Annotated in this window: 19 protein-coding genes and 2 tRNA genes; 9 read left to right on the top strand and 12 right to left on the bottom strand. The window is 39.1% G+C overall.

Going from position 1 to position 26,546, the window contains the following annotated elements; translation table 11 throughout:
- Position 1: 1 nt before the first annotated feature.
- On the top strand, positions 2 to 1,186 hold the full coding sequence (gene pgk / locus VGT41_06175) for a phosphoglycerate kinase (GenBank protein ID HEV2601847.1): 1,185 nt from the start codon (positions 2 to 4) through the stop codon (positions 1,184 to 1,186).
- Here pgk and VGT41_06170 read toward each other — a convergent pair.
- Positions 1,176 to 1,709, bottom strand: a complete 534-nt coding sequence (locus VGT41_06170; protein ID HEV2601846.1) for a hypothetical protein — start codon at positions 1,707 to 1,709, stop codon at positions 1,176 to 1,178. The genes pgk and VGT41_06170 overlap by 11 nt on opposite strands.
- Before the next feature lie 345 nt (positions 1,710 to 2,054).
- Between VGT41_06170 and VGT41_06165 the strand changes: the two genes are divergently transcribed.
- Positions 2,055 to 3,155, top strand: a complete 1,101-nt coding sequence (locus VGT41_06165; GenBank protein HEV2601845.1) for a hypothetical protein — start codon at positions 2,055 to 2,057, stop codon at positions 3,153 to 3,155.
- Here VGT41_06165 and dnaA read toward each other — a convergent pair.
- The 3 genes from dnaA to VGT41_06150 all read right to left on the bottom strand — a co-directional run bounded on the left by dnaA (position 3,082) and on the right by VGT41_06150 (position 6,811).
- The gene (gene dnaA / locus VGT41_06160; GenBank protein HEV2601844.1) at positions 3,082 to 4,452 is read right to left on the bottom strand and encodes a chromosomal replication initiator protein DnaA; all 1,371 of its coding nucleotides are present in this window, start codon (positions 4,450 to 4,452) and stop codon (positions 3,082 to 3,084) included. The genes VGT41_06165 and dnaA overlap by 74 nt on opposite strands.
- A 129-nt stretch (positions 4,453 to 4,581) precedes the next feature.
- Positions 4,582 to 5,703 carry an N-acetylmuramoyl-L-alanine amidase gene (locus tag VGT41_06155; protein ID HEV2601843.1) on the bottom strand — a complete coding sequence of 374 codons (1,122 nt, stop codon included), beginning with the start codon at positions 5,701 to 5,703 and terminating at the stop codon, positions 4,582 to 4,584.
- 64 nt (positions 5,704 to 5,767) lie between these two features.
- On the bottom strand, positions 5,768 to 6,811 hold the full coding sequence (locus tag VGT41_06150; protein ID HEV2601842.1) for a C39 family peptidase: 1,044 nt from the start codon (positions 6,809 to 6,811) through the stop codon (positions 5,768 to 5,770).
- A 188-nt stretch (positions 6,812 to 6,999) separates the two neighbouring features.
- Between VGT41_06150 and VGT41_06145 the strand changes: the two genes are divergently transcribed.
- Both VGT41_06145 and VGT41_06140 read left to right on the top strand, forming a co-directional pair.
- Positions 7,000 to 8,223 (top strand): hypothetical protein, encoded by a 1,224-nt coding sequence (locus VGT41_06145; protein ID HEV2601841.1) that lies wholly within the window; start codon positions 7,000 to 7,002, stop codon positions 8,221 to 8,223.
- Positions 8,224 to 8,443: 220 nt separating this feature from the next.
- Positions 8,444 to 9,442: a DUF2935 domain-containing protein gene (locus VGT41_06140; protein ID HEV2601840.1), complete on the top strand. Its 999-nt coding sequence runs from the start codon at positions 8,444 to 8,446 to the stop codon at positions 9,440 to 9,442.
- Between the two features lie 101 nt (positions 9,443 to 9,543).
- Here the strand turns inward: VGT41_06140 and VGT41_06135 are convergent, their stop codons facing one another.
- The 4 genes from VGT41_06135 to VGT41_06120 all read right to left on the bottom strand — a co-directional run bounded on the left by VGT41_06135 (position 9,544) and on the right by VGT41_06120 (position 12,367).
- A complete protein-coding gene (locus VGT41_06135) occupies positions 9,544 to 10,485 on the bottom strand; it encodes a hypothetical protein (GenBank protein HEV2601839.1) in 942 nt (313 codons plus the stop codon).
- A 197-nt stretch (positions 10,486 to 10,682) separates the two neighbouring features.
- Positions 10,683 to 11,852: an FAD-dependent oxidoreductase gene (locus tag VGT41_06130; protein HEV2601838.1), complete on the bottom strand. Its 1,170-nt coding sequence runs from the start codon at positions 11,850 to 11,852 to the stop codon at positions 10,683 to 10,685.
- 133 nt (positions 11,853 to 11,985) lie between these two features.
- Positions 11,986 to 12,062: transfer RNA gene (locus VGT41_06125), tRNA-Arg, on the bottom strand.
- A gap of 228 nt (positions 12,063 to 12,290) precedes the next feature.
- Positions 12,291 to 12,367, bottom strand: a tRNA-Arg gene (locus VGT41_06120).
- A 77-nt stretch (positions 12,368 to 12,444) separates the two neighbouring features.
- Between VGT41_06120 and VGT41_06115 the strand changes: the two genes are divergently transcribed.
- The 3 genes from VGT41_06115 to VGT41_06105 are packed head-to-tail and all read left to right on the top strand — an operon-like array spanning position 12,445 to position 13,439.
- Entirely contained in the window at positions 12,445 to 12,753 is a 309-nt protein-coding gene (locus tag VGT41_06115; protein HEV2601837.1) for a hypothetical protein, read from the top strand.
- 30 nt (positions 12,754 to 12,783) lie between these two features.
- A complete protein-coding gene (locus tag VGT41_06110; GenBank protein ID HEV2601836.1) occupies positions 12,784 to 13,026 on the top strand; it encodes a hypothetical protein in 243 nt (80 codons plus the stop codon).
- A gap of 56 nt (positions 13,027 to 13,082) precedes the next feature.
- Positions 13,083 to 13,439, top strand: coding sequence for a hypothetical protein (locus VGT41_06105; GenBank protein HEV2601835.1), 357 nt, complete (start codon positions 13,083 to 13,085; stop codon positions 13,437 to 13,439).
- A gap of 62 nt (positions 13,440 to 13,501) precedes the next feature.
- Here the strand turns inward: VGT41_06105 and VGT41_06100 are convergent, their stop codons facing one another.
- The 4 genes from VGT41_06100 to VGT41_06085 form a co-directional block, all read right to left on the bottom strand.
- Positions 13,502 to 14,251, bottom strand: coding sequence for a TlyA family RNA methyltransferase (locus VGT41_06100; protein ID HEV2601834.1), 750 nt, complete (start codon positions 14,249 to 14,251; stop codon positions 13,502 to 13,504).
- Positions 14,252 to 14,508: 257 nt separating this feature from the next.
- Positions 14,509 to 15,963, bottom strand: coding sequence for a trypsin-like peptidase domain-containing protein (locus tag VGT41_06095; GenBank protein HEV2601833.1), 1,455 nt, complete (start codon positions 15,961 to 15,963; stop codon positions 14,509 to 14,511).
- Positions 15,964 to 16,308: 345 nt separating this feature from the next.
- Entirely contained in the window at positions 16,309 to 18,249 is a 1,941-nt protein-coding gene (locus tag VGT41_06090; protein HEV2601832.1) for a hypothetical protein, read from the bottom strand.
- 182 nt (positions 18,250 to 18,431) lie between these two features.
- Positions 18,432 to 20,114 (bottom strand): trypsin-like peptidase domain-containing protein, encoded by a 1,683-nt coding sequence (locus VGT41_06085; protein HEV2601831.1) that lies wholly within the window; start codon positions 20,112 to 20,114, stop codon positions 18,432 to 18,434.
- 228 nt (positions 20,115 to 20,342) lie between these two features.
- Here VGT41_06085 and VGT41_06080 point away from each other — a divergent pair, with 228 nt between their 5' ends.
- Both VGT41_06080 and VGT41_06075 read left to right on the top strand, forming a co-directional pair.
- Positions 20,343 to 24,101: an ankyrin repeat domain-containing protein gene (locus tag VGT41_06080; protein ID HEV2601830.1), complete on the top strand. Its 3,759-nt coding sequence runs from the start codon at positions 20,343 to 20,345 to the stop codon at positions 24,099 to 24,101.
- 13 nt (positions 24,102 to 24,114) lie between these two features.
- Positions 24,115 to 26,541, top strand: coding sequence for an ankyrin repeat domain-containing protein (locus VGT41_06075; GenBank protein HEV2601829.1), 2,427 nt, complete (start codon positions 24,115 to 24,117; stop codon positions 26,539 to 26,541).
- The last annotated feature ends 5 nt before the right edge of the window (positions 26,542 to 26,546 follow it).

Below are 26,546 nucleotides of genomic sequence, written 5' to 3'. Positions count from 1 at the left end.
CATGACCAAACAAATTTTACTATCAACATTACCCACATGGAATATAACAAACAAACGGGTCTTTTTGCGCGCTGATTTAAATGTCCCCTTACAGGCAGGAATCATACTTGATGATTATCGCTTACGTGCATTATTGCCTACTATTAATCTGATACAAAAAAACGGCGGGAAGATTATACTTGCGACCCATATCGGACGCCCTAAAAATCGTGAACCGAATTTATCCACACGCCATTTAATCCCTTGGTTTACCAACGAAGGATATGCAATAGACTTTGAACCAACGTTGTCTGCTGCAACTGAAAAAAGCCACATCGATCAAAACAGAATTTTATTATTGGAAAATCTTCGGTTTTTCCCCGAAGAAAAATCATCTGACCTTCATTTTGCACAACAACTTGCGACTTTAGGTGATTATTATGTTAATGATGCTTTTGCAACACTACACAGAAATGACACATCGATCACCCTTCTGCCAACATTATACCCAGACAGTCATCGCACTATCGGCCTACTTGTAGAGCATGAATTAAAAGCATTAAACACCCTTCTTTATAATCATACAAAACCATTTGTATTCATTCTTGGCGGTGGAAAAGTATCAGACAAAATACCACTCCTTCATGGAATGCTTGATGCAATAGATACCTTACTACTCTGTCCCGCAATTGTATTCAGTTTTTTAAAGGCACAAAAAAAATCTGTCGGAAACTCATTGGTTGCCGACAGCGATCTATCTGCATGCGAAGAAATCTTAACAATGGCACAAGACAAAAATATAAAGGTCTACTTTCCGCAAGATTATCAAATTGCTCAAGGTTCATTTAACGGAGCGCTATCATTTATAGATTCTGATACAATCCCCACGAACGATGTTGGAATTTCTATTGGCCCAAAAACAATTGCAACATATTCAAAAGAAATACATACCGCCGGGACTATTTTTTATAATGGATTAATGGGAAGCATGCAACGAAAAGAGACGACAACTGGATCTCAAGCAATTTTTAATGCGATGGCACAATCGAATGGATTTTCTGTAATCGGTGGCGGTGATTCAATTGCAGCTGTCTATGCAAGCAACCTACAATCATCAATAGACTTTTTATCAACAGGTGGCGGAGCAACAATCACGTATCTCGCACAGCATGATCTTCCCGGCTTGTATTGTTTTCTTAAAAAATAGGACAAAAACCCAACAAACTCAGACCGTTCACCATATGATCGTCAGCAAAAGTATCGTGCGTATTTACCTTTTCATATAAAACAAACCCGTGATTATCATGTTTCATAGTCACATTACAGAACGCATGATTATTAAAACCTAGTTCATCCGCAAGCCTTCCTGCTATTTTTTCATGATCGTGCTTTTCTGAAGATAGACTTCCCTGCATTATCTTACGAACTTTTTTATTAAATTCTGATTGCGCCATATGTTGACTAAATGCTACTGGATCTTTCCACGCCATTTGACCATTGATTGGTACATCAGATCGTGAAAATCCTGCCACACCTTTAGTGATATTAAAATCCGGATTATCTATAAAATACGCTGCTTTATTTAAATTAAAACAGTTTATATCGCATAAATCATGCAATACAAACTCAGTAACATTCTCACGACCATGGAGTGTTAATATTTTTCTAGGGAGCTGTGCAAGGTGCTTCAACAATGCATGCTCTCGCTCTAATAACTCATATTGCTTCATATCCTTCCTTTTTTTTATAATGATTTATAACACTATATAACCATATCTCTCCTATTACTTTTCTTACTGAAACTACCCCAGTTACTCAAGAACATCAACCAACAAAAAAAATCATTGCCTAGACAATTAAAATTACAGGCTTATATTATCAACAGAGTATTTAAAAAAACAATAACTGATAAAATTTATACACAGATATAGCTATATACAACAAGAACTCTTTTTAAAAACTTTATCCATGTTTTCTTGCTATATATTGCACACTCCTGTTATTGTAAGCAGAAAATAATATAAAGTCCGTAAACGTGTTTATATATTTAATAACAATTTACAGAGATAAACCAGGTGAATTATATATATAAAATAATTACAACATTCGTGCTCTTGATAGCGTCTGCTATACATAGTCGCAGCCCACAGAGACCCATTGATCCGCAGATGCCAGAATTAACCTTTAAATGGGTTGATTCTAATAAAACGCATACACTACGCAATGCGCATTTAGAAGAATATCCATGGTTTGGCACATTTGATGAAAAACAATTTAGAGGGTTCCTATTACCAGAAAATCATCCCCTTACATTCCGATATAACCCAACGCAATCTATTAACAGCACTGTATTAAGCGCACAGATTGAGCAACTTCTCCAAGAAATAAAATTAATGAAACATAGTTATACAGATTTTACGATTATTCAAAAAAAAGATTTTAATCGCAAAAAAGCTTCTGGGCTTTTGGTAGTCAAAAACAAACATGCGCCTTTCATTGTAAAACTGTTTATTGAAACACCAGAAAGCTTTACTAACCCCTGGGAAAAAGGCTTTATTCCTATATATCTTTTTTATATGGGGGGAGGCGTCAATAGACATTTATCCGGGTTTACTCGCCTTGTTAATCACCAGTATGTACAGAACCAATTACAAACAGACCCTTATTGGGCGCAGCGCGTTGATATACCGCGCAAATGGGCATGGTTGCCTAAGGGTTGCCCTTGGGTAGATATTACCAGTAAAAACATTGGCAAAAAACCAACCTGCAATATACAAATCCCAGGGATATACGCAATTATCGCTGACGCAATAGAATCACATCCAGCGCCCGCTTATACCAGTCCACAAAAACGTAAATTTGCTATAGAGCTCTGTAATTTTTTACATTTACAAGTTGACCCACATCTTGCAAATTTCATCATCGAAAAAGATACAAACAAATTCGTTATTGTTGATACCGAACATTTTCCTACTATGGTTGGATTTAAAAAAGAAATAACCTTTAAAAACCATGTCACTTACTATAAGCACCTGTTGGGACACTGCGCAAACAACATGATATTCTGCACAAAAAGACAACTCCGCACGCAGCAATATACATCTAACGTAGAGTATCTTGCTCCATCTGCCTCAGTTGTTCGCGAAAGCCCTCCTGCTCATCAGCATAGCGCTTAATTTTATTAATCGCATGTACAACAGTAGAGTGATCTCGGCCACCTAAAAAATCACCGATTTCACGCAATGATTTATTGGCAACCGTTTTACATAAATACATAGCAACTTGTCGCGCAAATGAAAGATCCTGATTGCGCGCTTTAGAACATAACTGCGCACGATTATAGGGATAATACTTTTGCATACAGTTTACAATGGCGTCAAAATCGGTTCCTCCCATCTTAACATCTAATGGGTAGCCCAACACTTTTTTAGCAACATCTACGGTTATTCTTTCCTGGGTTAATGATGAATACGCCATGACTCGAATCAAAGCGCCTTCCAACTCACGAATGCTTGCAACTGTTGCTGCCGCAATAAAATGAGCTACATCGTCATGCAGTATCTCACCACTCAATTCTGCTTTCTTTTTTACAATCGCAATTTTAGTCTCTAGCGAAGGAAGATGGATGTCAGTAACAAGCCCCCCGCCAAATCGGGATTGCAATCGATCTGCCAACCCCTGCATACTTTGCGGAGTAACATCACTCGATAAAACAATCTGTTTACGGGATTCATACAAAAAATTAAAAATATGAAAAAATGCTTCCTGAGTCTGCTCTTTTTTAGCAATAAATTGCACATCATCCATTAATAATGCGTCTATACTTTTATATTTTGCGTGAAATTTTTGCACTTTATTAAAACGAATCGCGGTAATAAACTCATTCACAAATCGATCCGTACTTTGATAAAGGACAACTGCATTTTTATTGTTTGCCTTTAATGTGTTACCTATCGAATGCAATAAGTGTGTTTTACCAAGCCCTGCTCGTCCGTAAATAAACAACGGATTATATAAATAACCCGGCTGCTCTGTTACTGCATGCGCTGCAGCATATGCCAAAGAATTCGATGGCCCAACAACAAATGTATTAAACGTATACACGCGATCGGGATATGCTGCTTTTTTATCGAGAAGCGCAGGAGCAAATGATATATTTGCATCAGAAGTTTTTTTTATATCAGTGTCACGCGATACGATGACACCGCTCGTACTTTTTTCACTATTCTGCACAAAAACAATGGAGGGGCTTAAAACATGTAATAATCGTCCCAAATGCGTCTGAATAATCAACATATAATTATTACGCACCCAGTCGCGAACAAATAAATTAGGAACTTTGAGATATACGATTTTAGATTCGCCATCCCACCGTTCAAATGACATTGATTTAAACCATGTTTCTACAACACGGCTCCCCACGTCATTTTTTACAATTTTCAGAAAATCTTCCCAAATCACCGTCACCAACATTGTTCTCTATCATTATTTAAAAAAAGCCATCAAATAAGCAAAATATGCTCGTTTATACTCATGCGTTTTAACTGTATACCAAAGAGTACCAGTTATCAATCCTTTCGTACAATAGTAAAGCCGGTGATATCAAATCTTACTATATTGCAGAATACCATCACGTATTGCTTGAGCAATGCAACTTTGATAATCAGCATCAGCAAGCAGTTTTGCTTCTCTCTCATTAGTTAAAAAACCAATTTCTACAAGAACTGCTGGAGTATGCGTTCCTAAAAGAACCTGCGCCACGGAATGCTTCATTCGTCTATCCACAACATTTTTATATTTTTTTTTTACTGCGCCCATCACACTGCTATGAATATGTCCTGCGAGTTCCTCACTGCTACAATTACGATCACGTTGCATGCCATATATTATATTTTTATAATCTGACGACAAGACAGAACCTGCCACCTGTAACTGCTCTCTGGGCAAACAAAATGTCTCAAACCCCGATGCATGTTCATTCCCTGCCCCATTTGCATGAATAGAAACCATTAAATCCGCTTGTACACTATTAACAAATGACGTTCTGTCATCCAATGGAATCGCTACGTCTTCACTGCGTGTCAAAAAAACGTCTGTACCTGATGCATGCAAAAATTGAGCCAACGATTTACCTACTGATAGTACGACATCTTTCTCTGCAATATTATGCTTACTTACTGCGCCGCTATCTATTCCTCCATGACCACAATCAATGACAACACACAATTTTTTTTTTGCAGAAACTGTTTTTAAAAGACCATCTCGCTTTTGCCCCAATATCTGCAAATAGTGTGTATCATATAATCTAAATCCAATTCCTGCTTCATTTTTAATCGCTACAAAGTTACCCCAATCAAGCCCAACCTGTGCAGGATCAAATGATAAATGCAATTTAAATCCACTGTGCGCAAGCTCAATTGTTGCCTTATATTTTTTTGCATCTATAGCATTAAACTGCTTAATTTGTTGCTTGACTGCATCATTGACTGCAATGTTTTCTAGGGAAAATATTCTTTCATGTTTGTTTGTCGTTTGTAACTCTTTAATCACCGGAGGACGGGTGCAATAGAACACTACTTGACCCAGTTCAATCGCTGGTACATCTTGCGCAGCTCGATGATGATACACCTGCAATAATGTATTTTTTGTTTGCGCAACCACCTCTTGCGCTCCACATACTGCAATCACCATTACTGTGTATGCCATACGCTGTATAGTCATCATAATATCTCCTTATTAAATTCGCCATTACACTAATCATGTAATGACGTAATTACCCCTAAAATACCTAAACCACAGGATCTGCTACATAAACAAGACGACGGGAACGCTCCCATGCAAGTAAAAAACTTTGTATTGGATAATACTTCACCACATCTTCATCTCTCACAAATGCAGGATCATGACAAATCACCGATTGCGTACGCGCATCCCACCCAATCACCACCAATAAATGTCCACTATCGTATGATTTAGGTGCCCCATCTATCCAACCACGCACGCTTACAACAACGGGCATACCACGCCTTAACTGCTTATACATACCTTGAAACGAATGCATACGCGCTGTTGCAAACCACACTGCACCGTTACATTCCTCAAAAGCATGCGCAGTATTAAATGGCCAACTGCCATATGCATTTAAACCTTCATCAAATGCTTTTTGTGCGAAATCAACCGCATCAATCGATTCGTTCATAAAATAACCAACGACCATGCTGCATGACGTTGGCGAACATAAATGCGCTGCACGCGGATGGTCAAGACCAAGCTGCGCTTTTTTAGGCACTCCATCAAGACATAACGATGGAAAACGAATCCCTCCGTTAGGCACCACCTCTGGCTCAAATTTACTGTAATCTGATAATGAAACAGCAAATGATTTTATTGATCCTAACGATGCACCATCGTGTGCAATAATTTTTATACGAAACCCATCTGCATAACAACCACTTTGCAACTCCAACCGCACATGTTCATACCTTGTATGCGCATCTTTACTCCCTCCAAAAGATCGCTGTATCCCATTGCCCCAATCCATCATTTTATGCCAAACTCCCCATTGCTTTGTCTCCGGGTTGCGCACTTGAGACCAAAACGAAACATGCCCTTCATGATCACGCACAGCATTCCAAGAAAACATCATCTGCGAAAATGGCTGAGAATCCTCTTTTGAAAACAATAGTTCTTTCTTATAACTATTATTTTTCAATTCCTGCTGGGTAAAAATTTTACGATGCAACCAAGTCCATTCATCCCCCTGCCCGATAATCATACCGCCCCACAATGTCATTACAAAAAAACTATACTGATGAATTCTATTCACTTTCATACCGCGCTCCCCTTTAACCCCAAGCGATTCATTTCGCTAATACGATATCGCATTCTAAAATTTTTTTCAATGATTTTCAATATGTAATTTATTTGTATCGAATTAATCAAGCTCTTTCAAAACAGCACCCATAATTTGTATGATGGTCAAATAAAGAATCTGGTACCAAAATAAATAAGGATAATGCCATGCACACGCAGGTTTACAAAAATTGCTTCCGCATGCTTATTTTTTTCAACACTATTACGACCGCGCAACAAGCGATTGTAATAGTACCAGTTACCGATCTTGCTGGCAGCCCAATTGAAAAAAGCCAACTCTATACGTATGAAAATTTACCTTTGGATGCACTTGATAGACGCTGTCCAAGAATCCATCAACTATTATTTAATGAAACGGTTGAGGTTTTAGAACACAAAGATGATCAAGCTCGCATTTCCATCCCCAATCTTTATTATGAAACAGCAAACGGTACAAAAAAATATACAACATACTGGGTCCAAAAAAAACATTTACTCGATTTCGATACGTTACAAAAAAAACAATATCCGATTGATACCATACCGACCCCAATAGATTTCAAAAATAAGAAACACCACACCAATGAACAACAAATAGTTACCCTTCATACACCTTTTTACGACTCAAAGAACAAAATCTGTTATTCTGCAGGCACACGATTTGTCCAAGCACCGGAACAAAACAACCCAGAAAAAATATCGGTCTATATTCTTAATCCAAAAAAAGTTTCTTGCTCAATCCAAGCTATCCCCAAACATCTCTGCATTGTGGCCAATCACCTGAGCAAACAGGAAAAAATCGATATGTTTATAACTATTTTAAGATCATGGTGTTGTAACTCTAACACTTTTATTCCCTATGTTTGGGGTGGGTGCAGCTTTACTCAAAGATATCCGAATGAATCATTTGTCACCGAAAAAATTGCAACAAATACGAGCTATTACTATCCACAGATAGATAAAAAATCGATAAAAATGGGAATGGATTGTTCAAACATGATTGCTCAATCCGCACAAATTGTTGGCATGCCATTTTATTTTAAAAACAGCTTTACCATCCTAAAAGCATTAACCCCCATCAGCCAAGAAGATGATCTAGAACCCGGTGATATCATTTGGATTCCGGGGCATTTACTCGTTGTTGCAGATATTGCTAATAACACTCTTATCGAAGCAAGCTCATATCTACATGGTGATGGTCGGATTCAAGAAATACCTATCTCCAGAGTGTTTCATAGTATCAATACCTATCAACAACTCAAACAAGCACATCTTTTAAAGAAAAAACTACAGAGAATAAATACATTAACACATGTAGTAGAAACACCACAACTTTCGGTAGTATTACTCAAAATGAGCAGTATTTGGGATAATGAAAATCCGAGCACCTAAAAAGATGCTCGGATTTTGTATATTTCGCATAACTACTCAATAGCCGCCCTCTCTTGCAAATAATGCTACCCGGCAGGCCAAACTCCTGTCACACTCAGACTGAATAAAAAAGAAGCGCGATTTATTTATATTGTTGACTATTTGGAACTTGGTTTGTTATGGTGAGCTTAACAGGCACGAATTCCGTGCCCTAATTTCGTTATCAATAAAAGGAGTTTATATGAAAAAAATAATTTTAATGGCCCTTGTGTTATCTGCTTGCGCTACTCAGGCTAAAAAAAGTGAAAAAACTAAGGATTTTTATAACCCAAAAACAGGGATATATGCCGCTAAACCAGGTGCCTCTGTAAAAAACATCTCCCAACAACCAACTGGAGAATTAAAGGCTAGCATGGGTAAATCTGCTGTAAAAGGCCAAGAAGCAACAGAAAACAGTAAACCATTCAGCAGAGTGTCTGACTTTAGCAATCCATCAAGATATATGGAAATCAAAGCGCCTGTAGCAGTTGCTTCGGATGAGATTGATTTCTGGGTAAGACAAATGTCTGAGCATGCCCTCTTCCTTCACTTAGGTTTTGAAGATGCTCAATTTAAAGCAGAAGCTTTAGAAATTCACCAACTCTTTGAAGATTTTAGAACAACTTTTAATGCAAACCCAAACAGTATGGAACACATGAACACTGTGTTACCTTTACTAAAAAGAGAACGTGAGTTTCAAATAAAAGCCCTTACTGCCTTAGAAGAAGGTAAATGGATTGGATGGATCTTCCCATTATTTATTAACCACACCACGTTAGAGCTTGATTATCTTACCGATAAACTAAACGCAATAAAATACTCTCCTCAAGATGAATTAGTTTTCTGGAATCGAATAAATAGTGAGCATGCTGCTTTTGCCGCTCATTTACTCGATCCAGCTGAAAGAGAACTATTTCTAAAAGCAGACAAATTATCCATGAAATTTAATAATATTCCAAAAAGCGAAAAAGAAATGATGGTCAAATTATCTCTTAAAGCTAGTAAAGAGTTGGATGAATTTAACAAAACTGCAAGAACTGCTGGTAAAGCCGTGAAATCTATCATACACCCTGTGCTATTAGATCATGTGATCAGAGAAGGTGAAAGATCAATAAAAACATTGCAAGAATTAAATTTACATAAAGAAGCGGGGGAATTTGCATCTCAATATCAAAGACAGGTACAACAATATAATAAATAAAAAACTGACCATTTTAAGTAAAAAAATTGATGCATTTGAGATTTCTTCAAATGCATCAATTTCATTTTTTATACAATCACTTTAAAATCTATGGCAAATCATTATCCAAGGTGATGCGTAATATGAGCATGCTGTGCTACCGGTTGTGATGAGTCGTTACTGATAACACGTTCCATCGCTTGCAATTGATATATCTTCTTCTGGATTGTCCACATTAAACAAATTTCTGATACATAATTCCACCACAACGGTACTACAATTGATGGGATTGTTTTTGTTGGAGCTAGTACATGCATATAAAATGCCCTGCTCATCGCCGCATATTCCGGACCAGTAAGGTTTTCAAACTTAAATATTGGATCATAATAATGTCCCGACACTCTTTTTGCCGCTTCCACCGCATCTTCAAATAATGATTTAGTAGAAAACAGGTTCAGCAAATCCCACTTATTACTCAACTTTTTCATCTCTTGGAACATCGCTTCAAGATCAGCAAGATCAAGGCGAATGGAAGTTCTCATGTGATCATGAAAAGAAAGCGTGCCCGATTTTGGCCCGTGTAGATGCCAGTACGCTTTTAAATCTTTCAATAAATCTCTTTCGCCAGGCATATGTCTACGATACAAAGAATGTAGATCATCTTTTTGCCATTCTAATACTGATTTATACTGCTGCGTCTGTTCATATCCGCAAACAAATACATTTGCAAGCTCATGCGCCGCAACTAACGTTCCATTTTTAATCAATCTGAGTGCCGCTAGCAACACATACCCTGATACCAGGGCTGCACTTCCAGCCACCGCACCGGTAATGATATAAGGAGCTGCAACTGTTGCTGTTCGCTTTGTCCAGATGCATCCTCTTTTAGTGGTAACACCTGCATGCTTTGCCCCAGCAACCACATCCTTTACCAATTTCCCCAACATGCTGCTCGTCTCGTTAATCACTCCTGCATGCACGACTGACGGGGTTGATAAACCTATATTCAACGATATCATTGCCAAAGAAAAAAATGCTTTATTAATCTGCATTTTAACGTTCATAAGACATCCTCACATTAAACCTCAAAATTATATACCTTCACCTCTTGCCTCACTACCGCGTAAATATCACACCTTCATGCAATATTCTATTTGTACCTCATTTGCAAAAATAATATTTACAAATACATTCTCAGATACTGTAGCAATATAAAAAAATAAAACAAACGGTCCTAAAAAAGAGGGCTCTCGCCCAATTTTTAGCCCATCAAAAGGCGTTTTTTATACTCGCGAGATATCGCATGAGACCCAATGCCGAAAAAACCTACTGGCTTATTATTTTCTAATATGATTGAATATGCGCCGCCATCCCTAGGCTCAGTAATAATTTCATGCTCGCTGTTGGCGCTATAGGGCACGCCACCCGCCTGAAATTCAATGCCAAAAAAGGATGAATCGGTGATACGGGTTGCCCCCGGATAGACCTTTGGCACTCCCGCCATTGCCTGAGCTGCAATTAATCCTTGCTGCATCGCATCTGGCCAGGTACAGCTTTGTACATATGCATTAGTAAATTTACATCGAACTTGCGCATTATCACCGCCCGCCCATATACCGGACACATTCGTCATCAGATACTCATCCGTAATAATTCCGTACTGCGAAACGGCAATTCCTGCCTGTTGGGCAAGCGCTGTATTCGGTGTAGCGCCTACGGCAACCACAACCACATCAGCAAAAATAAATGCACCACTTGCAAGCTGAACACCAGTCACAACACCATTATCGTGCACAATTTGCAGCACCATATCATTCGCATAAAATGGTATATTGCTATGCATCATCGCATCTTCTATAACATGCGATCCTTCAGGCGAAATTAATGAGGCCAGCACACGGGGCTGTTTTTCAACCACTGCAACAGAAACGTTATGCGCATGGAGCATATCTGCCACCTCAAGACCGGTAAGTCCTGCTCCAACAACCACTGCTCGTTTTACAGGTTGTTGTTTTATATAGCTGGCAATAGTTTGGCAATCAGCCATAGTATGAAAGGTAAAAACTCCTGCTGCATCAATGCCATCTATGTTCGGTTTAGTGGCAGCTGTGCCCATTCCAATAAAAAGAGTGTCGTACTGAAACGTTTGGCCATCAGAACAGGCAACTATTTTCGCGTCTTTATCTATTGCCACCACTCTTACCCCCAATAATAACGAATGATTACTACGCAGTCGATCAGAGTTAAAGATAGAAAGCTCTTGAACCGTTTTTTCACCAACGCCATAATCTGCAAGCAGGCATGTATTATAAGGCGCCTCTTTTTCCGCTGAAATACAAATGATGGTGTCATCAGGAACTAATTGAGAAAGCTTATTTAAAACCCCAATTCCTGCTGCTGAAGCACCGATAATAATATGTGTTTTATTCATGATCCTCCTACGCCAATTCAACCTTTGCTGTCGACGGCGGTTGTTGCTCCGGCGGACAACCTTCGCTTTTAAGCGATCTAGATGTAAGTCCCTTAAAAAAACTGGCCTGCCAGGCATTTCTTGCAGAAATGACTGGTGCGCCCGACAGGGCTCGAACCTGTGGCCTACAAATTAGGAATCTGTCGCTCTATCCACCTGAGCTACGGGCGCTTATACTTAATTATTTCAAATCTGTATTCTATCCACCTGCATGTCCTACGTAGCCTTGGCGTAGTAGGAAGCTACGGGCGCTTATACATAAAATCCATAGATATCTATGGCATTATATCACGAATGCTTATTATTCCAAAAATTGTCTTTACTGAGTTCAATGCGCTATTAATATTTATTTATTTGATAAAACTGGCATGCCAGCCGTAAGCTCGTCAGAACGTAGTATGGTGCGCCTGGCAGGAGTCGAACCTGCAACCAACGGATTCGAAGTCCGGTACTCTATCCAATTGAGCTACAGGCGCATATCTGAATTGAAAAAACAGTGTAACAAAGTTATTATAAATAGCTAGCATGAGTAACAATTTTTCAAGGAACAATTATGACTAAAAAAAACTATAACCCGCTGCTCAATCTTGCGTGCATCATACTGCTACTTGGATCAACGCATAACAACTGCGAGACATCTATCGACCTGCAAGAAAAGGAATGTACCGCAATAGAACATGGCCCACAATTATCTAACAATGAAATCTCACAATTACTTGCAGCATTAAAACAGGAACTCGCTGATCTATACCCTCTCATAAAAAATTCGCCTGAAGCGTTTACCGAATTTAAACGATTAACTGCAAAAATTATTGTTCTTGCAAAATACCTTGAAGCAGAGACAGAAGAAGAGCATGCTTAATATACTATGACTATTTTAAGGGGACATTTTATGTCAAACTATATCATTTTCGTGACGATGATATTCGTCACATCAGTTACGCCCGCTCATGCGATGATGACATTTGGAGTAAGGATATCAAAACAACCGACCCCTAGACTGGTTGCTCCACCCGAACCACAAAAACAATTGCCGCTCACCTGTGAAAAATTAATAGAATTACGAAGACAAATGGGGAAACAGGCTATGGCGTTCTGGGAAAAAGACCTGATAGCTGGGCAGAATTTCAGATGATTATACGCTAAAAACGATAACATTTGGATAATACCACCTTTACACAGGAACTTCTCATGAATATATCACAATCTATTAAACTCGCCGCAATAGCGCTTATGATCTCAACTTCGTCAAATCATGGAATGTACCAATTCGCCAAAAGAATGTCTGCTGCCGAACGACAACAAGCCCAAGAACTACGACTAAAACGAGAAGCCATCGAAGGAATGCCTGTCGAATCTTTGCTTAAAGTGAGAGAACTACATGCGCTCAGGCGCCTATTGCAAACACCGTCGCCCCTCACGCCCGCACAAAAAATTTCTACCTTTCAACAACTGCGGGTACTAGAGCGCGAAGTAGAACAAGATTATCAAGCTGCACGTGCCCGACTCCGCCCTGCGCAGGGTCCTGCCGCTGCTGCACGATTTTGACTGATCCAAAAATCATCAAAATCTGTAAAAATGAAAGAAGAGAAATAGCTCCTGTGCAGTTATTATTGCATAGGAGCTGTTATTTTCTTAAAACACGCCAAAAACTCTTTATTTCCCATGGTGCCTTCAATTGGCGACTCGGTTACACCAAGATATTCAAATCCATATGCAACAATGCCTTGCGTTACTCGCTCGATTACCTGCACATGTACCGCCGGATCTTTTACAATGCCGCCGCGCGAAACTTGTTCCTTGCCTGCTTCAAATTGTGGCTTAATCAAGGTAATTAAAACACCACCTTCTTTGAGCATCCCGGCAACCGCTTGCATAACTTTCAGTATTGAAATAAACGATAAATCAAGCGTCACCAAATCAACCAATTCTCCAACCGTACCAAGGTTACGTAGGTTCGTTTTTTCCATTACTATCACACGATCATCATTACGAATCTTTTCATGCACCTGACCATAGCCAACGTCAACACCAAAAACTTTTCGCGCACCATTTTGCAACAAACAATCGGTAAATCCACCCGTTGAAAGGCCGGCGTCTAGCACAACATAATCGTGCACATCTATCTTAAAATAATCTAGCGCTTTTTCTAATTTAAAACCCGCACGGCCCACGTATTTTGGCTCATCTACATCCAAGCGTATCGCTACATCATCAGCAACCATGGTTCCTGATTTGGTAACCACCATATCATCCACAAACACTTTACCTTGCATAATCCAACTTTGCACCTGGCTGCGTGAATACTGCGGCATTCGTTCGCATATTAATTGATCAAGACGTTTTTTAGCTATTGCCACCGTATATTCCCCCACACATTTTCAATTTAATTATCACATGTTAAGTATATAACCAGTTATAAAATTTCACACGTGCCATACATTATTTAACGTGAATTCGATCTAACGATTTTATATAAAAGTTAGATTTTATCGTATTAATCATTTCGTTCGTGATGACGGCAAAACAATAATCCTTTATCATAATCAGGCTTTATAGCACGCAAAGTTTCTTTACGGAAATCTAAAAAAATTATTTTATTAGATCGAATTCGCAATCATTTATCCTTCAAAAGCTCTTCCATCACAGGAGAAATCGGATAGGAAAAATCAGAAGACAAGCGCACTTCATCTTCTACTATTGCCCGTAATAAAAACACTCCCAAAATGCCATCTTCTGTTTTTATAGTTACAAACTCTTTATCCCTGTTTTGTACTATTGCATGTGATAGCTCAGAAAGCGTTGCCACTGCCATGCCATTAACCTGCGTAATAATAAACCCACTCGTAAAACAACGCCCCTGTTGTATAACCGATCCAGGGAAAATATGAGTAATGACAAGCCGTGGCCCTACTTTATGTTCCATTTTACTGTAATCAATCAAAGATGGTGCATTTTCGGCTAGTAGTGGAATATGATTATCAACAAGCTGCATAACCACCATCCCTCCAAAAATCTCATAATCAACCGGTTCATACAACGGATACATCATTCGAATCGCATAAGAAGGAACAAGATCAAAAGTGAACGACAACTCAATACGCTTTCCTGCTCGATACAAAATAATCCCTATCTGATCACCAATTTTGACACGCGCTACTAAATCATGAATCGTTAATTTATCACTGCACCACGGCACTATTACTTCACCAAAAGAATCTAAAGCATACGCATTAAACTCGTATAACATATCTCCCGCTAAAACACCTGCTTTTTCCAATAACGTACCCGGAAATACCGTGTTAATATAAAAGCCAGAAGGCACAGGATTACCAAAATATCGCGCACATTCATCAGTTGCATAATTAAATCGAACTCCTAATGTCGGACGACGCACAAATTTATTCTTATACAAATCTTCAAGAACAGCCTTTAATTCATTAACTGGAATTGCATATCCAATGTTTTGCGCGAGAAACACCATCGCAATAGCAATACCGACAACTTCTCCATATTCATTAATCAGCGGCCCCCCAGAATTACCTAAATTAACCGGTGCAGTAATTTGCAGTAGCGTTCTGCCATCACCCGATTCGCGACCACTGATAATACCGGTGACCGTTTTGACTCCATACTGCCCCAACGGATACCCCACCAGTAAAACATTATCCGTACGCTGCACAGAATCAGAATCGCCCAATGTTAGCGGTATAATTGATCCAAGCTGCTTTTTAAAAAATTCTCTGCCTTCAGGCTTTATACGCAATAACGCCAAATCACGATCCGGACAAAAACTGACTACATCGACTGCTATAACTTTTTTTCCAAATGCTGGTACATGTATCCAAACTGTTTTTGCTTGATCTACCACGTGTGCATTGGTAATCACATGCCCCTCAACATCAATAATAAAACCTGTACCTCTCGCCTCTTGCTGCTCATCAACCCGGTATGGCTCAATCCAATCAAAGGTTGCCACTTGTGCTACCACCTGTACAACAGAATGTTGCACCGCTTCTTGCACTCCTAGCCATGTACGTTGACCTTCGAATAATAACTGCACTTGCTTCATAAAACCTCCCTATGGCGTCTCATTTTTTTGCTCAATAATAAACTGGTTATTTTCATGTTTGATGACCACTTCTTCCGGCCGTGAATTATGCATAACTACCTCTTTTTAACATCAGTACCGTTACTTAATCATTACAAAAAAATAACAGGCTAAAGAAAGATAATGGTAGAAAAATAACGCATAATCCATTTACAAGAAGAAGTTATACGAAAATCACACAACCGCAGCATCATGGATACTCAAGTACATAACAACAAACGCGCCTGTAATATATACACATTACAAGCGCGTTATTCTTTATTCAAATGATATAGTCAGATTATTCAATATCCGGCGTAAACTAAGTTATTCATCAAAATACACCCCCATGCCGGCCGCATCTGCTGCTGATCCCACGAGACTTTGTCTCATATGCTCTGCTTTTCCTTTTTCAAATTCTTGTTCAATTGCCTGGCTAATGCCATCAACAAATGCCGCAAGACCTTGCCCAGCTGGATCAGCCCCCTTAAGCATCTCAATATAATTTTGTATTGCATTCAATCGATATTGGGGAAAATACGCCATCTGGTTTACTCGTTCAAGCAGCACTCCTACTCGATCAATAACAGGCTTAATCGTCGGTTGAATATCAACGAATTTACGAGCATGTGACGCAATGGGCAATGATGGCTTTGCTCTCCATATACGTATGGAATCATCTGATGCAGTTACAATGAATTGACCGTCTGGGCTAAAAACAGCAAAACGTATTGCGGTTGTATGACCTGTAAGTGTGTATACTAACTCCCCTGTATTCACATTCCATACACATGCTTTATTAAATCTTGTTTCGATTGGATCTGAAGGATTATACAATCCTGTTACAACAAGCTGACTATCTGGGCTAATCGCTACGGCACTGCTTATTATCCAATTTCTCTCATAAAAATTATTTATCAATGTTCCATGAGAAAGATTCCATCCCTTAAAAAGATTCCACCTCATTCCATTACCGGTAAAACCGGCTACAAAAAACTGATTATTAGGACTAATGACCGCAGGACCCCCTAGACTGCCTGCGATCAGCATTCTCCACACATATCCTTGCCCAGCCTCCACGGAAGTAGATGAAAGCGTTCTATCTATGACGGATGGACTCACGCGATATAATAACGATCCTGTATCAGCATTCCATACATGTGTAGTGTTATTGCTAATTCCATGTGTTACAATGAATTGACCATTCGGGCTAATCGCAATGGAATATATTTCACGTTGAGCATCATCCATTAACGTATGAAGTATTACTCCGGCAAAACTCCATACACGTGCAGTATTATCTTCAGACCCTGTTACAATAAACTGACTATTTGAACTGATGGCAACAGATGTTATTCGATTCGTATGACCGGCTAGAGTATGTAATAATTCTCCTGAATGAGCATCCCATACGCGTGCAGTAGTATCTGCAGATCCTGTTACAATAAACTGACTGTTAGGATCGATGGCAATAGAAGTTATAACACTCATATGACGTCTAAGGGTGTATAATAATTCTAATGTATTGGCATCCCATATATGTGCATGATTGCCGGATGCTGTTACAACTATTTGGCGATTCTCGCTCAATATTATTTTATGTATTGGACCTGTACGATCAACCTCTTTAGATCTACGCACTATCCCGCCGGTGCGCGCATCTCGTATATATACATAGCCATACATAGATCCTGTAGCAATAAATGTACTGTCTGAACTAATAGCCATTACCCGTTCATTCAATCCAGAAATTATTATAGAATTCAATTTTTTTTGTGCGCTTTTTTCAAAAAGTTTCGGCTGCGCAAACTTTTCTATTGATTCGCCTAATTCTTTAGGAATACCATGCCCCCCAACTAATCTTCTCATCCCTTCATCGGTATAGTCTCTTGGCTTTCGTTCTTCTCGCACCTTTTCATCTTCTTCTTTTCTTTCTTCTTGACCAGCTCGCGCTGCGACTTGTGTTGGAGCTACTCGCCTCGCTACACGCCCTTCCTGTTGCGCCGCCGATACACCTTTTTTTGTTTTAGGCTTTGCTTGGTGCTCCGCTTGCCGACGTCGCTCGACCTCTTGCTGTCGATTAAACTTCTCAATAACCTCCGCACGTCTACGCTGCGCCCTTACCTTTTCTTGATCTGGCAATGATGCTTGCATTGCACCCCAAGTATCTTTTTGTTCTTGTTCATCTCCGCCTGGAGCTGCTGCAGATTGTACCATGCATGGTGCCAGCATAAGGCTTAGTAATAGCTGTTTCATTACACGATTCATAATTTTTATCCCCGTATTGATACCTCCACAATGATTCCCTATCTGAAATCAAACTACCATTATAAGGAATAAAAAAACAAGACTGTTGCGACTAAAAGAAATAAAACTGATTGAAACAAACACCCCTCAATACTGCTATATGCAAATATTGAGGGGTATAATTTATTAACAATTTAAAATAATTACGTAGTAACCGTATTAAATGCTTGGCCCACCGTCGGATTTTTTAACGCGAACAACTCTTTAACCGTGTCGGTGACTGCATAATGATAATCATGCGCCAATATCGCTTCGTCTTTTAATACCGTTGCATACGGCAATGCAACAAACACGTTTTCTGACGCGCGAGATACGTTATCAGCAGCTTTAACCGTCATAAATTTATTGTTTATGCCTTCTTTAAGTGCTCCACGCAATTCTGGTAAGGTATGCACCTCTATTCCATTGATTTCTCTAATCGTTGAACCAACGGTTAACGTACGTGTACGATACAATTGAGAACTCGGGAAAATATGAGTAATAATAAGCACCGGATCACTCTGGTTTTTCATTTCAGCATATTGCTGTAATCCAGAAATACTGCCACCCATAATTTGAATATGATTTAAGGTAAGTTCCATAACCACCATGCCACCAACAACCTCATAATCTATCTTTTCATATCCAGGATATACTTTTCTAATAGGTGGTAATTCCGCTTGGCTAAATTTAGCTGCAACTTTTTTACGTACCCCTTTTCGATACACAACCAAATCAACATTCTCTCCAACAGAAAGCCGTGATACATAATCAACGATAGAGAGCTTATCTTCACTCCATGGCACAGTCATCTCGCCATACACATCGAGTTGATGTCCATTAAGTTCGTAAATCATATCCCCTGGTTTTACTCCTGCTTTATACAATGTAGAATTTTTAATCACTTCAACCACATAACAACCACCCGGCTGAGGGTTACCTAAAAATTCTGTTAACCATTCTGTTGCGTTATTAAACAAGACTCCCAAGAATGGCTTGCGTAACAATGGCACATGGTATAAATCGGTCAAAACATTTTTTAAATCATTAATCGGAATAATGTATCCAACATTTTGCGCTTCAACCACACCTGCGCTATTAATACCCACAACCTCACCTTTATTATTTAAAAGTGGTCCACCAGAATTACCCGGATTAATTGCAGCACTCATCTGAATAAACATACCTTCTCGACCACTAATAACGCCTGTGGTACTTTTAAGAGACTGTTGGCCCAGTGGATACCCAAGCGCTAAAACTTCATCAGAACGAACTACTGTATCAGAATCTCCGAGCTTTAAATACGGAACTTCTCCCAATATACTTTTTACTGTTTCGAGTGATTCTGGTGTTAAACGCAACAACGCTAAATCACGGTCAGGGCTAATGCTTACCAACTCAACATCAATAATACGCTTTCCTAACGATGGAATTTGAATCCAGATTGCTCTTGCTTGGTTAACTACATGCGCATTGGTAATCAGATCACCTTTATCATTAATAAAAAATGCACTTCCTGTCATAGATCCTTGCGCTGGCGTTTTATATGGTTGCAAAAGATCCATTTTCACCACTTGAGAAAATACCTGCACAACCGTATCTTTTACTTTTTCCTGAATCGGACGCCACAGTTCGCTTTTTTCAACAATTTTTTCAATCACTACTGGCTGCGCCTGTTCTTGTGGCTCTGTCGTTTGAGATTGCACCTCTTGATTCACCCGTACCTGCTCAGCAATACTATGCAACATCCTTCGCTGCTCAATAATATGATATGCCATCACCCCAACAATAATTACGCCAACTATATAGCCATACAAACGTGATTGTTTGTCTAGTATCATATCCATACTCATTATTCCTTCTATTGTATATTCTCTCAACCATCAACAAATGCATTCTACTGCAATTCGAACGAAATACAAAATGAGCCACCACACAGAACAGACTTCTGAACAAGGAAATGAACAGTTTGAAACCAAATCAATACAATTATTGATTTGGTGTTTTATATTTGAGTACCTTTGTTGCTCTATACCAACACAATAATAAGTAGATTGTAATCAGGGGCAAGACGAATGAAATGTAATCAAATAATTATTAGATCATTAATTTTTATTATTTTGTGCAGCATGCTACCGTCCTTTGCAATGCAACCTGACCCGGGAGGAACTCAAGACATTTTTGAAGCGATTGAATTTTTATCACTCGACTCTATTAAACATTGGTTAGGTCAAGGAGTGGATCCTAACATCATTGACCCTAAATCTAAAAAGACACCACTACAGTATATGATGGAACAAGGTCAGAACTGGAGAATTATAAAATTACTTCTTGATAGAGGCGCTGCAGCTGATAGCATACTCATCAACAAAATTTTCATGCAAGCATTATCTGCACGTGATGATGAAATGATTGAAATATTACAAAAAAAGGGCTTTGCCCTTAACTTTGATCAACGTGATAATAAAGGAGAAACTCTTTTAATCACAGCCATTACCGCGGGCAACGATCAGAATGTTACATTTTTAATAGAACATGGAGCAAATCCCTATCTAGAAGACAAGCATGGGGATAACGCATTTCGATATGCAACACTTAACCCAGAGCTCATGGAAATTTTAAACAGGACAAAACATAATCCAAGAAATATTTTCCAAGCAATTATAAGCGATCGCATAGATTGGGTTACACAGTGGTTGATTAAAAATCCCGATATTAATGCTACCGATGGCCCATATGGTGATAGCCCATTAATATATGCCATTAGATACTACCAAAAGAACCTCATTCCGTTATTGCTTAGTCAGAAAAACATCGACGTGAATGTAGTGAATAATGACGATGACTGCGCCTTGTCACTTGCGCTGGTACAAAGAGATTTAGATTTAATACAATTATTAGTCAAAGCGGGTGCCAACATTGAGCAACTAGATAAAAAAGGTCGCACCGCGTTAATGCAATCGACAGTGCTCGGCGGCGATTTAAAAATAGTCACCTGGTTGCTTGATCAAAAGGCAAACATTGAAGCAACAAACAATGATGGTCAAACACCACTCATGGTAACGGGAGGAGCAACTATAACAGAGCTATTACTGAGTAGAGGCGCTAATATCAATGCAACTGATAAAAATGGGCACAGCGCGTTACAAATAGCAGCTGACAGAAATAACCTAAACAAAATAAAGGTATTGCTTGATAGAGGAGCTGCCATTGATGATGCACTCGCTCGCACTATTTTTAATCAAGCAGTACAGGCTAACAATCATACACTGTTGGCATCATTATTAGAAAGGACCATACCCACTGATTTCGATGTACCGAACGAACAAGGCGAAACTGCTTTAATAGAGAACATTATCAAAAACCGACCGAATATTGTTACCGTTCTCATGCAATATGGCGCCAATCCTTATGCAAAAAACAAATACGGATATGATGCGTTTCTTTACGCCAAGAATAATCCGAGGATGATTGCTATTTTACGCCAGCAGGAACACGAAAATCCTGAATTATTAACCACTGTAGCTTCATCAGATGTCCTGACGCCAACAGAAGCCCATTACAGGAAAAAAGAGATCGGTGATGCAATAGAATCCAAATATGGAGAAAGAAGTAAGTATGGAACACAAGGATACCCTTTATTGCAAAATCACATTGTACAGCAATGCATGGCAAACGAACGTCTTGCTTATCAGCAAAATAAATACGTTTTCTATCGATCCGAACCTGGTAAATATAGAATATATGAATTTTTTCTCGATGAATTACATACATTGATGCGGCCATTCATTAAAACAAACAAATCGTTTATTTTCGCCCGCTTTTTTAAAGATGCTGCATCAGAACAGACCATCAATGAATATATCGATACAAAACCATGGCAGGCACATAAACTAGGTGCTTCTAAAAACGTACTATTGTCCGTCAACATACCATTGTTTGGCAATGTAAATAATATCGGCAGTTGCTCATGGTACTATTTTCTTAATAATGAAGAAGCAACCGGTGGCGTTGAGCTACCTCTTCTTTTTGAACGTATTTTCGACCTCTATGATTTTAATAAAAAATATATTGATCAACTATTATCGCTGCAAACAGGGTTGTTGGAAAAAGAAGCGTCATTGCAACAAATAATTATCCCTAAAAGCATTGTCAACGACGTGGCTATGTTTGCAACTCATGGTTACTGTTTCCCCTGGCCAACAGAAGTTGATCCATCATGCTGGGATCCACAAGCAGTGAGTGCAGAGGCCGCCGGAATAGGCAAGGTTGGTAAAGAAACATTCGGTCGCCACACCTGCATAGCCTCTATTATCGATAAATATAGAAACGGTGAAATTGAAATTGACGACAATATGCAGGCGCGCATATTAATGAATGCTGTATATGGCCTCAATCCAAATAGTGGCATTGAATTTCATCTCTACACCCGTGTATCTGAAGAGGTGATCAATGATCTTAAGAAAAAGGTAAAGAAAATTGCTGATGAACTATTTGGTGAATGGCTTGCAAAGCAGATTGATACCAATGATAGATCAATGCATATGGAAAGCGAAGAATTCCATGATGCATTACGCTATTACGGCAAGGATGATCCTGAGCGACAAAAAACATTTTTTGAGGCTTTTAAAGCCGCAAAAACACGCAAAGCCCAACAAGCTGGCAAAGACATACAGGCACAGGGTGACTTAACTATACAGGAAAAAGGAGAAGCGATCGCACAGCAAGCTGCACGGGTAGCGCAAGAGCGAGCGCAATCAGGAATAAGACGCATGCCTAGTGTAGAAAAAGAAAATAAGAAACGAGCTTTAACCCGCAAAGGTGAAGAAGCCGAAACAAAAGAAGACGCATACGTTCAAGAACATCTGCCAGCATCTATTTGGCAAGCATATGCAACAGAGGGAGTTTTAGATCGCGCTACAATCGCTCCATCATTTATCAAAGATTGCGCGCGAGATGCCGTGCAAAATCAACGCATTCCTGAAAAAACTCCTGGAATTGTTCGTATTGCAATCTACAACGTTCATTTCTGGACCGATCCACTGAAACAAAAAAATTATCCGAGCATTCTGGAGACAATCAAAACTATCAATGCTGATATCCTATTATTGCAAGAAGTTAGATTATTTAATCCAGAAAAAATAGAGAACGATTTTAAAGCGTTGGGTTATACACATCAAACCTTCATGTCTATGAAACTCTGGGGAAACGATCCCTTTGGTAATATGATCGTTTCAAAACATCCATACATCGGAGAGCCCGTGAAAAAAATATATGACAGCGACAAAGAACAATCAGAAAAAAGAAATTTCATTAATCGGCTCATTCAACTTCCTCATAACAAGACCATATCACTCTATAACACCCATTTAGATGTTCGAGACGCAACTGGTTTGATGCGCACACTCGAAGCGCAAGAGCTCGTAGAAACCGCAGCACATGACATCAATCAAAACGTTTTATTGGCCGGTGATTGGAACGCAGTACGACAAAGAGATTATCAATATCATGTGTCAGGTAAACTTGTTTGGGATTTACAAACAACTAACTTTATACAATGGCAAAAAGCATCTGGCGTACAAAATATCATGCAACACATACCAACAGAGCCTCTTGATCTTATTGAAAAGCACAGGTTTAAAGATTGCTTTACACAAGCTGGGGGCACTGGCCCCTATTACACGGTCTGGACGGGAACGGTAGTAGATTTTATATTCTGCGCTCAAACATGGAATCTACCCATTGTAGGTTGCTATATTTATTATAGTGCTGCGAGTGATCATCTACCGGTGATCATGGATGTAAATATTGTAAAAGATCAAGACAAAGAATAGAAAGGCAATACCAATGAAATGTAATAAAATAATTATCACATCATTAATCATTGCCGTTTTATGCAATGCAATGCCATTATTTGCAATGCAATCCGATCAAACAAAAACAACAAAATTTTTCAAAATAATCCCCGGGGCCGGTCGGATTGATCAAGAAAATCATATCCGCTCTTGGATCAAGCAAGGAGGCGATATAAATGCCACTACAGAGTATGGCAGAAGTTTACTGTACCTAGCAAGTCAATTTAACGACCCAGATTTTGTTAACGTTTTAATCGAGCAAGGTGCTCCGATTGACGCGATAGGCGTGAAAGGCTACGCACCATTAAATATAGCCGTAAGGCACGGCAATACAAGTGTGGTAGAACTGCTGCTCAAGAACAATGCCAATATTGATGCCATCGATCAAAGCGGCAAGACACCATTAATTACAGCTTTAGATCGGATAAAGGGAGACAGCCCAGGGCAATATCAATCTATAGCGCTGCTATTGCTCAATCATGGAGCAAATATTGAAGCAAAATCTGCCGATGGCATAACACCATTACAGTGGGTAATAATCAATAAGAATGACTCAGACACACTCCATGAAGAATACAATGCACTCAATGTAGCAAAATTATTACTCAGAAGAGGGGCCAAAATAGATGCATCTACAGCTGAGATAATTTTTCGCAAGGCAATCTTCACCTTGGATGATCATTGGATCAAATTATTAAAACCAGAGATGTTGAAAAATGTCATCAATAAAACTAATAAAAGAGGCGAAACGGTTCTGATAGAAAAAATTATTGAGGGCAACGAAAGGCGAGTTGAATTTTTGTTAAAACAAGGAATCGATCCTTATATAACAGATAAAGCAGGATTTACCGCTTTTGATTATGCGCAACAACATCCAAAGATCTTTGCACTACTGGCAAAAAAGTTCCCTCAAGAAACCGCTCAGAGAAAACCTCACCTTTCTCGCCGCGCCTTCTTGTTACAAAATGCACCAATACCAACATTGATACATTATGAAAAATTTAGAAATGAAATAGAGCCTGCATATGGGACAAAACAATCACCAGTGATAGAAGATCCTGTGGTCCAAGAATGCATCAAAAAAGAGCTCTTTGCCTATCAACACGATAAATATGTTTTCTATCATGCAGAGCCAGGAAAGTATAGAATTTACCAGTTCTTTATCCAAGAACTGTACACGCTCATGCGATCTTTTGAAAAAAACAGTTATCCATTTATCTTCAACCGCTTATTCAACGATGCTTCACCGCACCAAACAATCAATGAGTATGCAGAAAAAAACTCCAGCACATCCTTCGGCAGTACAATCGAAAATGTGCTTCTTTCTGCCAACATTCCGTTATTTGGTAATGTCCGTAATGACGCAAGTTGTACATGGTATTATTTTATTAAAAATATAGGCATAGCTAAGGTCAACTTACCTGAAATGTTTGAACGTATTTTTGATATGTATGATTTTAATAAAAAACTTATCAATGACTTGCTAGAATTACAAGAAGGCAGTATGGACTCAGTCGCATCATTGCAGCAAATCATTATTCCTAAAGATATCGTTGACAGCGTAGCTATGTTGGCAGACTCTGGTGCTTGTGTTCCGTGGCCGGAAATGATTGACCCCTCATGTTGGGATGCTAGCAAAGGCAGGCATACGTGTATCGCATCAATTATAGATAAATACAGAACAGAACAAATCGATATTAACGACGCATTGCAAGCTCGCTTACTTATGAACGCTGCCTATGGCCTTAATCCAGAAAGCGGCATTGAGTTTCATCTATATACACGATTACCCGAAGAGCGAATCGCACTGTTAAAAAAACAGGTAAAAGAAATAGCAGATCAAATATTTAGTGAGTGGCTGGTAAGACAAATACAAAATCAAAATGCGCCAGCAGGTATGAAAAGCGAAGAATTACGTCATGCATTAAAAACGTTTGGTCACGGTGATAAACAAAGACAAGAAGCATTCTTTAACGCCGCCAAAGCAGCGCGCACACCAGAGCAAGAATCAAAGGCTCTAAAAGCGCACACTCCGCACGGTGAGATAAAAGAAGGACAAGAAGAATCAAAAGAAGCTGCTGATCCAACGACCAGAGAGAAAGGCCGAATAATTGCGCAGCAAGCAGGACGACTGGCACAAGAAAAAGCAAAAGAAGACATAAAGCGTTTTCCGAGCATGGAAAGAGCAGAGTTAGCAAAAAAGAAAAAAAGCAAACAAGAACAAAGGCACGCAGAGGAAGCTGCATGGCAAAAATACCAACCAGAAGAAGATCGGCAGACCACGGAACAAGAAAAGAAAGTTCAAGCAGAAGAAACCGCACAACGAGAGCCTGATGCGGCTAACCAACAAGAAAATGCTGCACGAGAAAATGCATGGGAAGAAGATTTGGCATGGAATGCTGCCTTGACCGGTTTTTAACAAAA

The sequence above is a fragment of the Candidatus Babeliales bacterium genome (genome assembly GCA_035944115.1).
GTDB lineage: Bacteria > Babelota > Babeliae > Babelales > Vermiphilaceae > DASZBJ01.
This window is presented reverse-complemented; position numbering and strand designations above follow the sequence as displayed.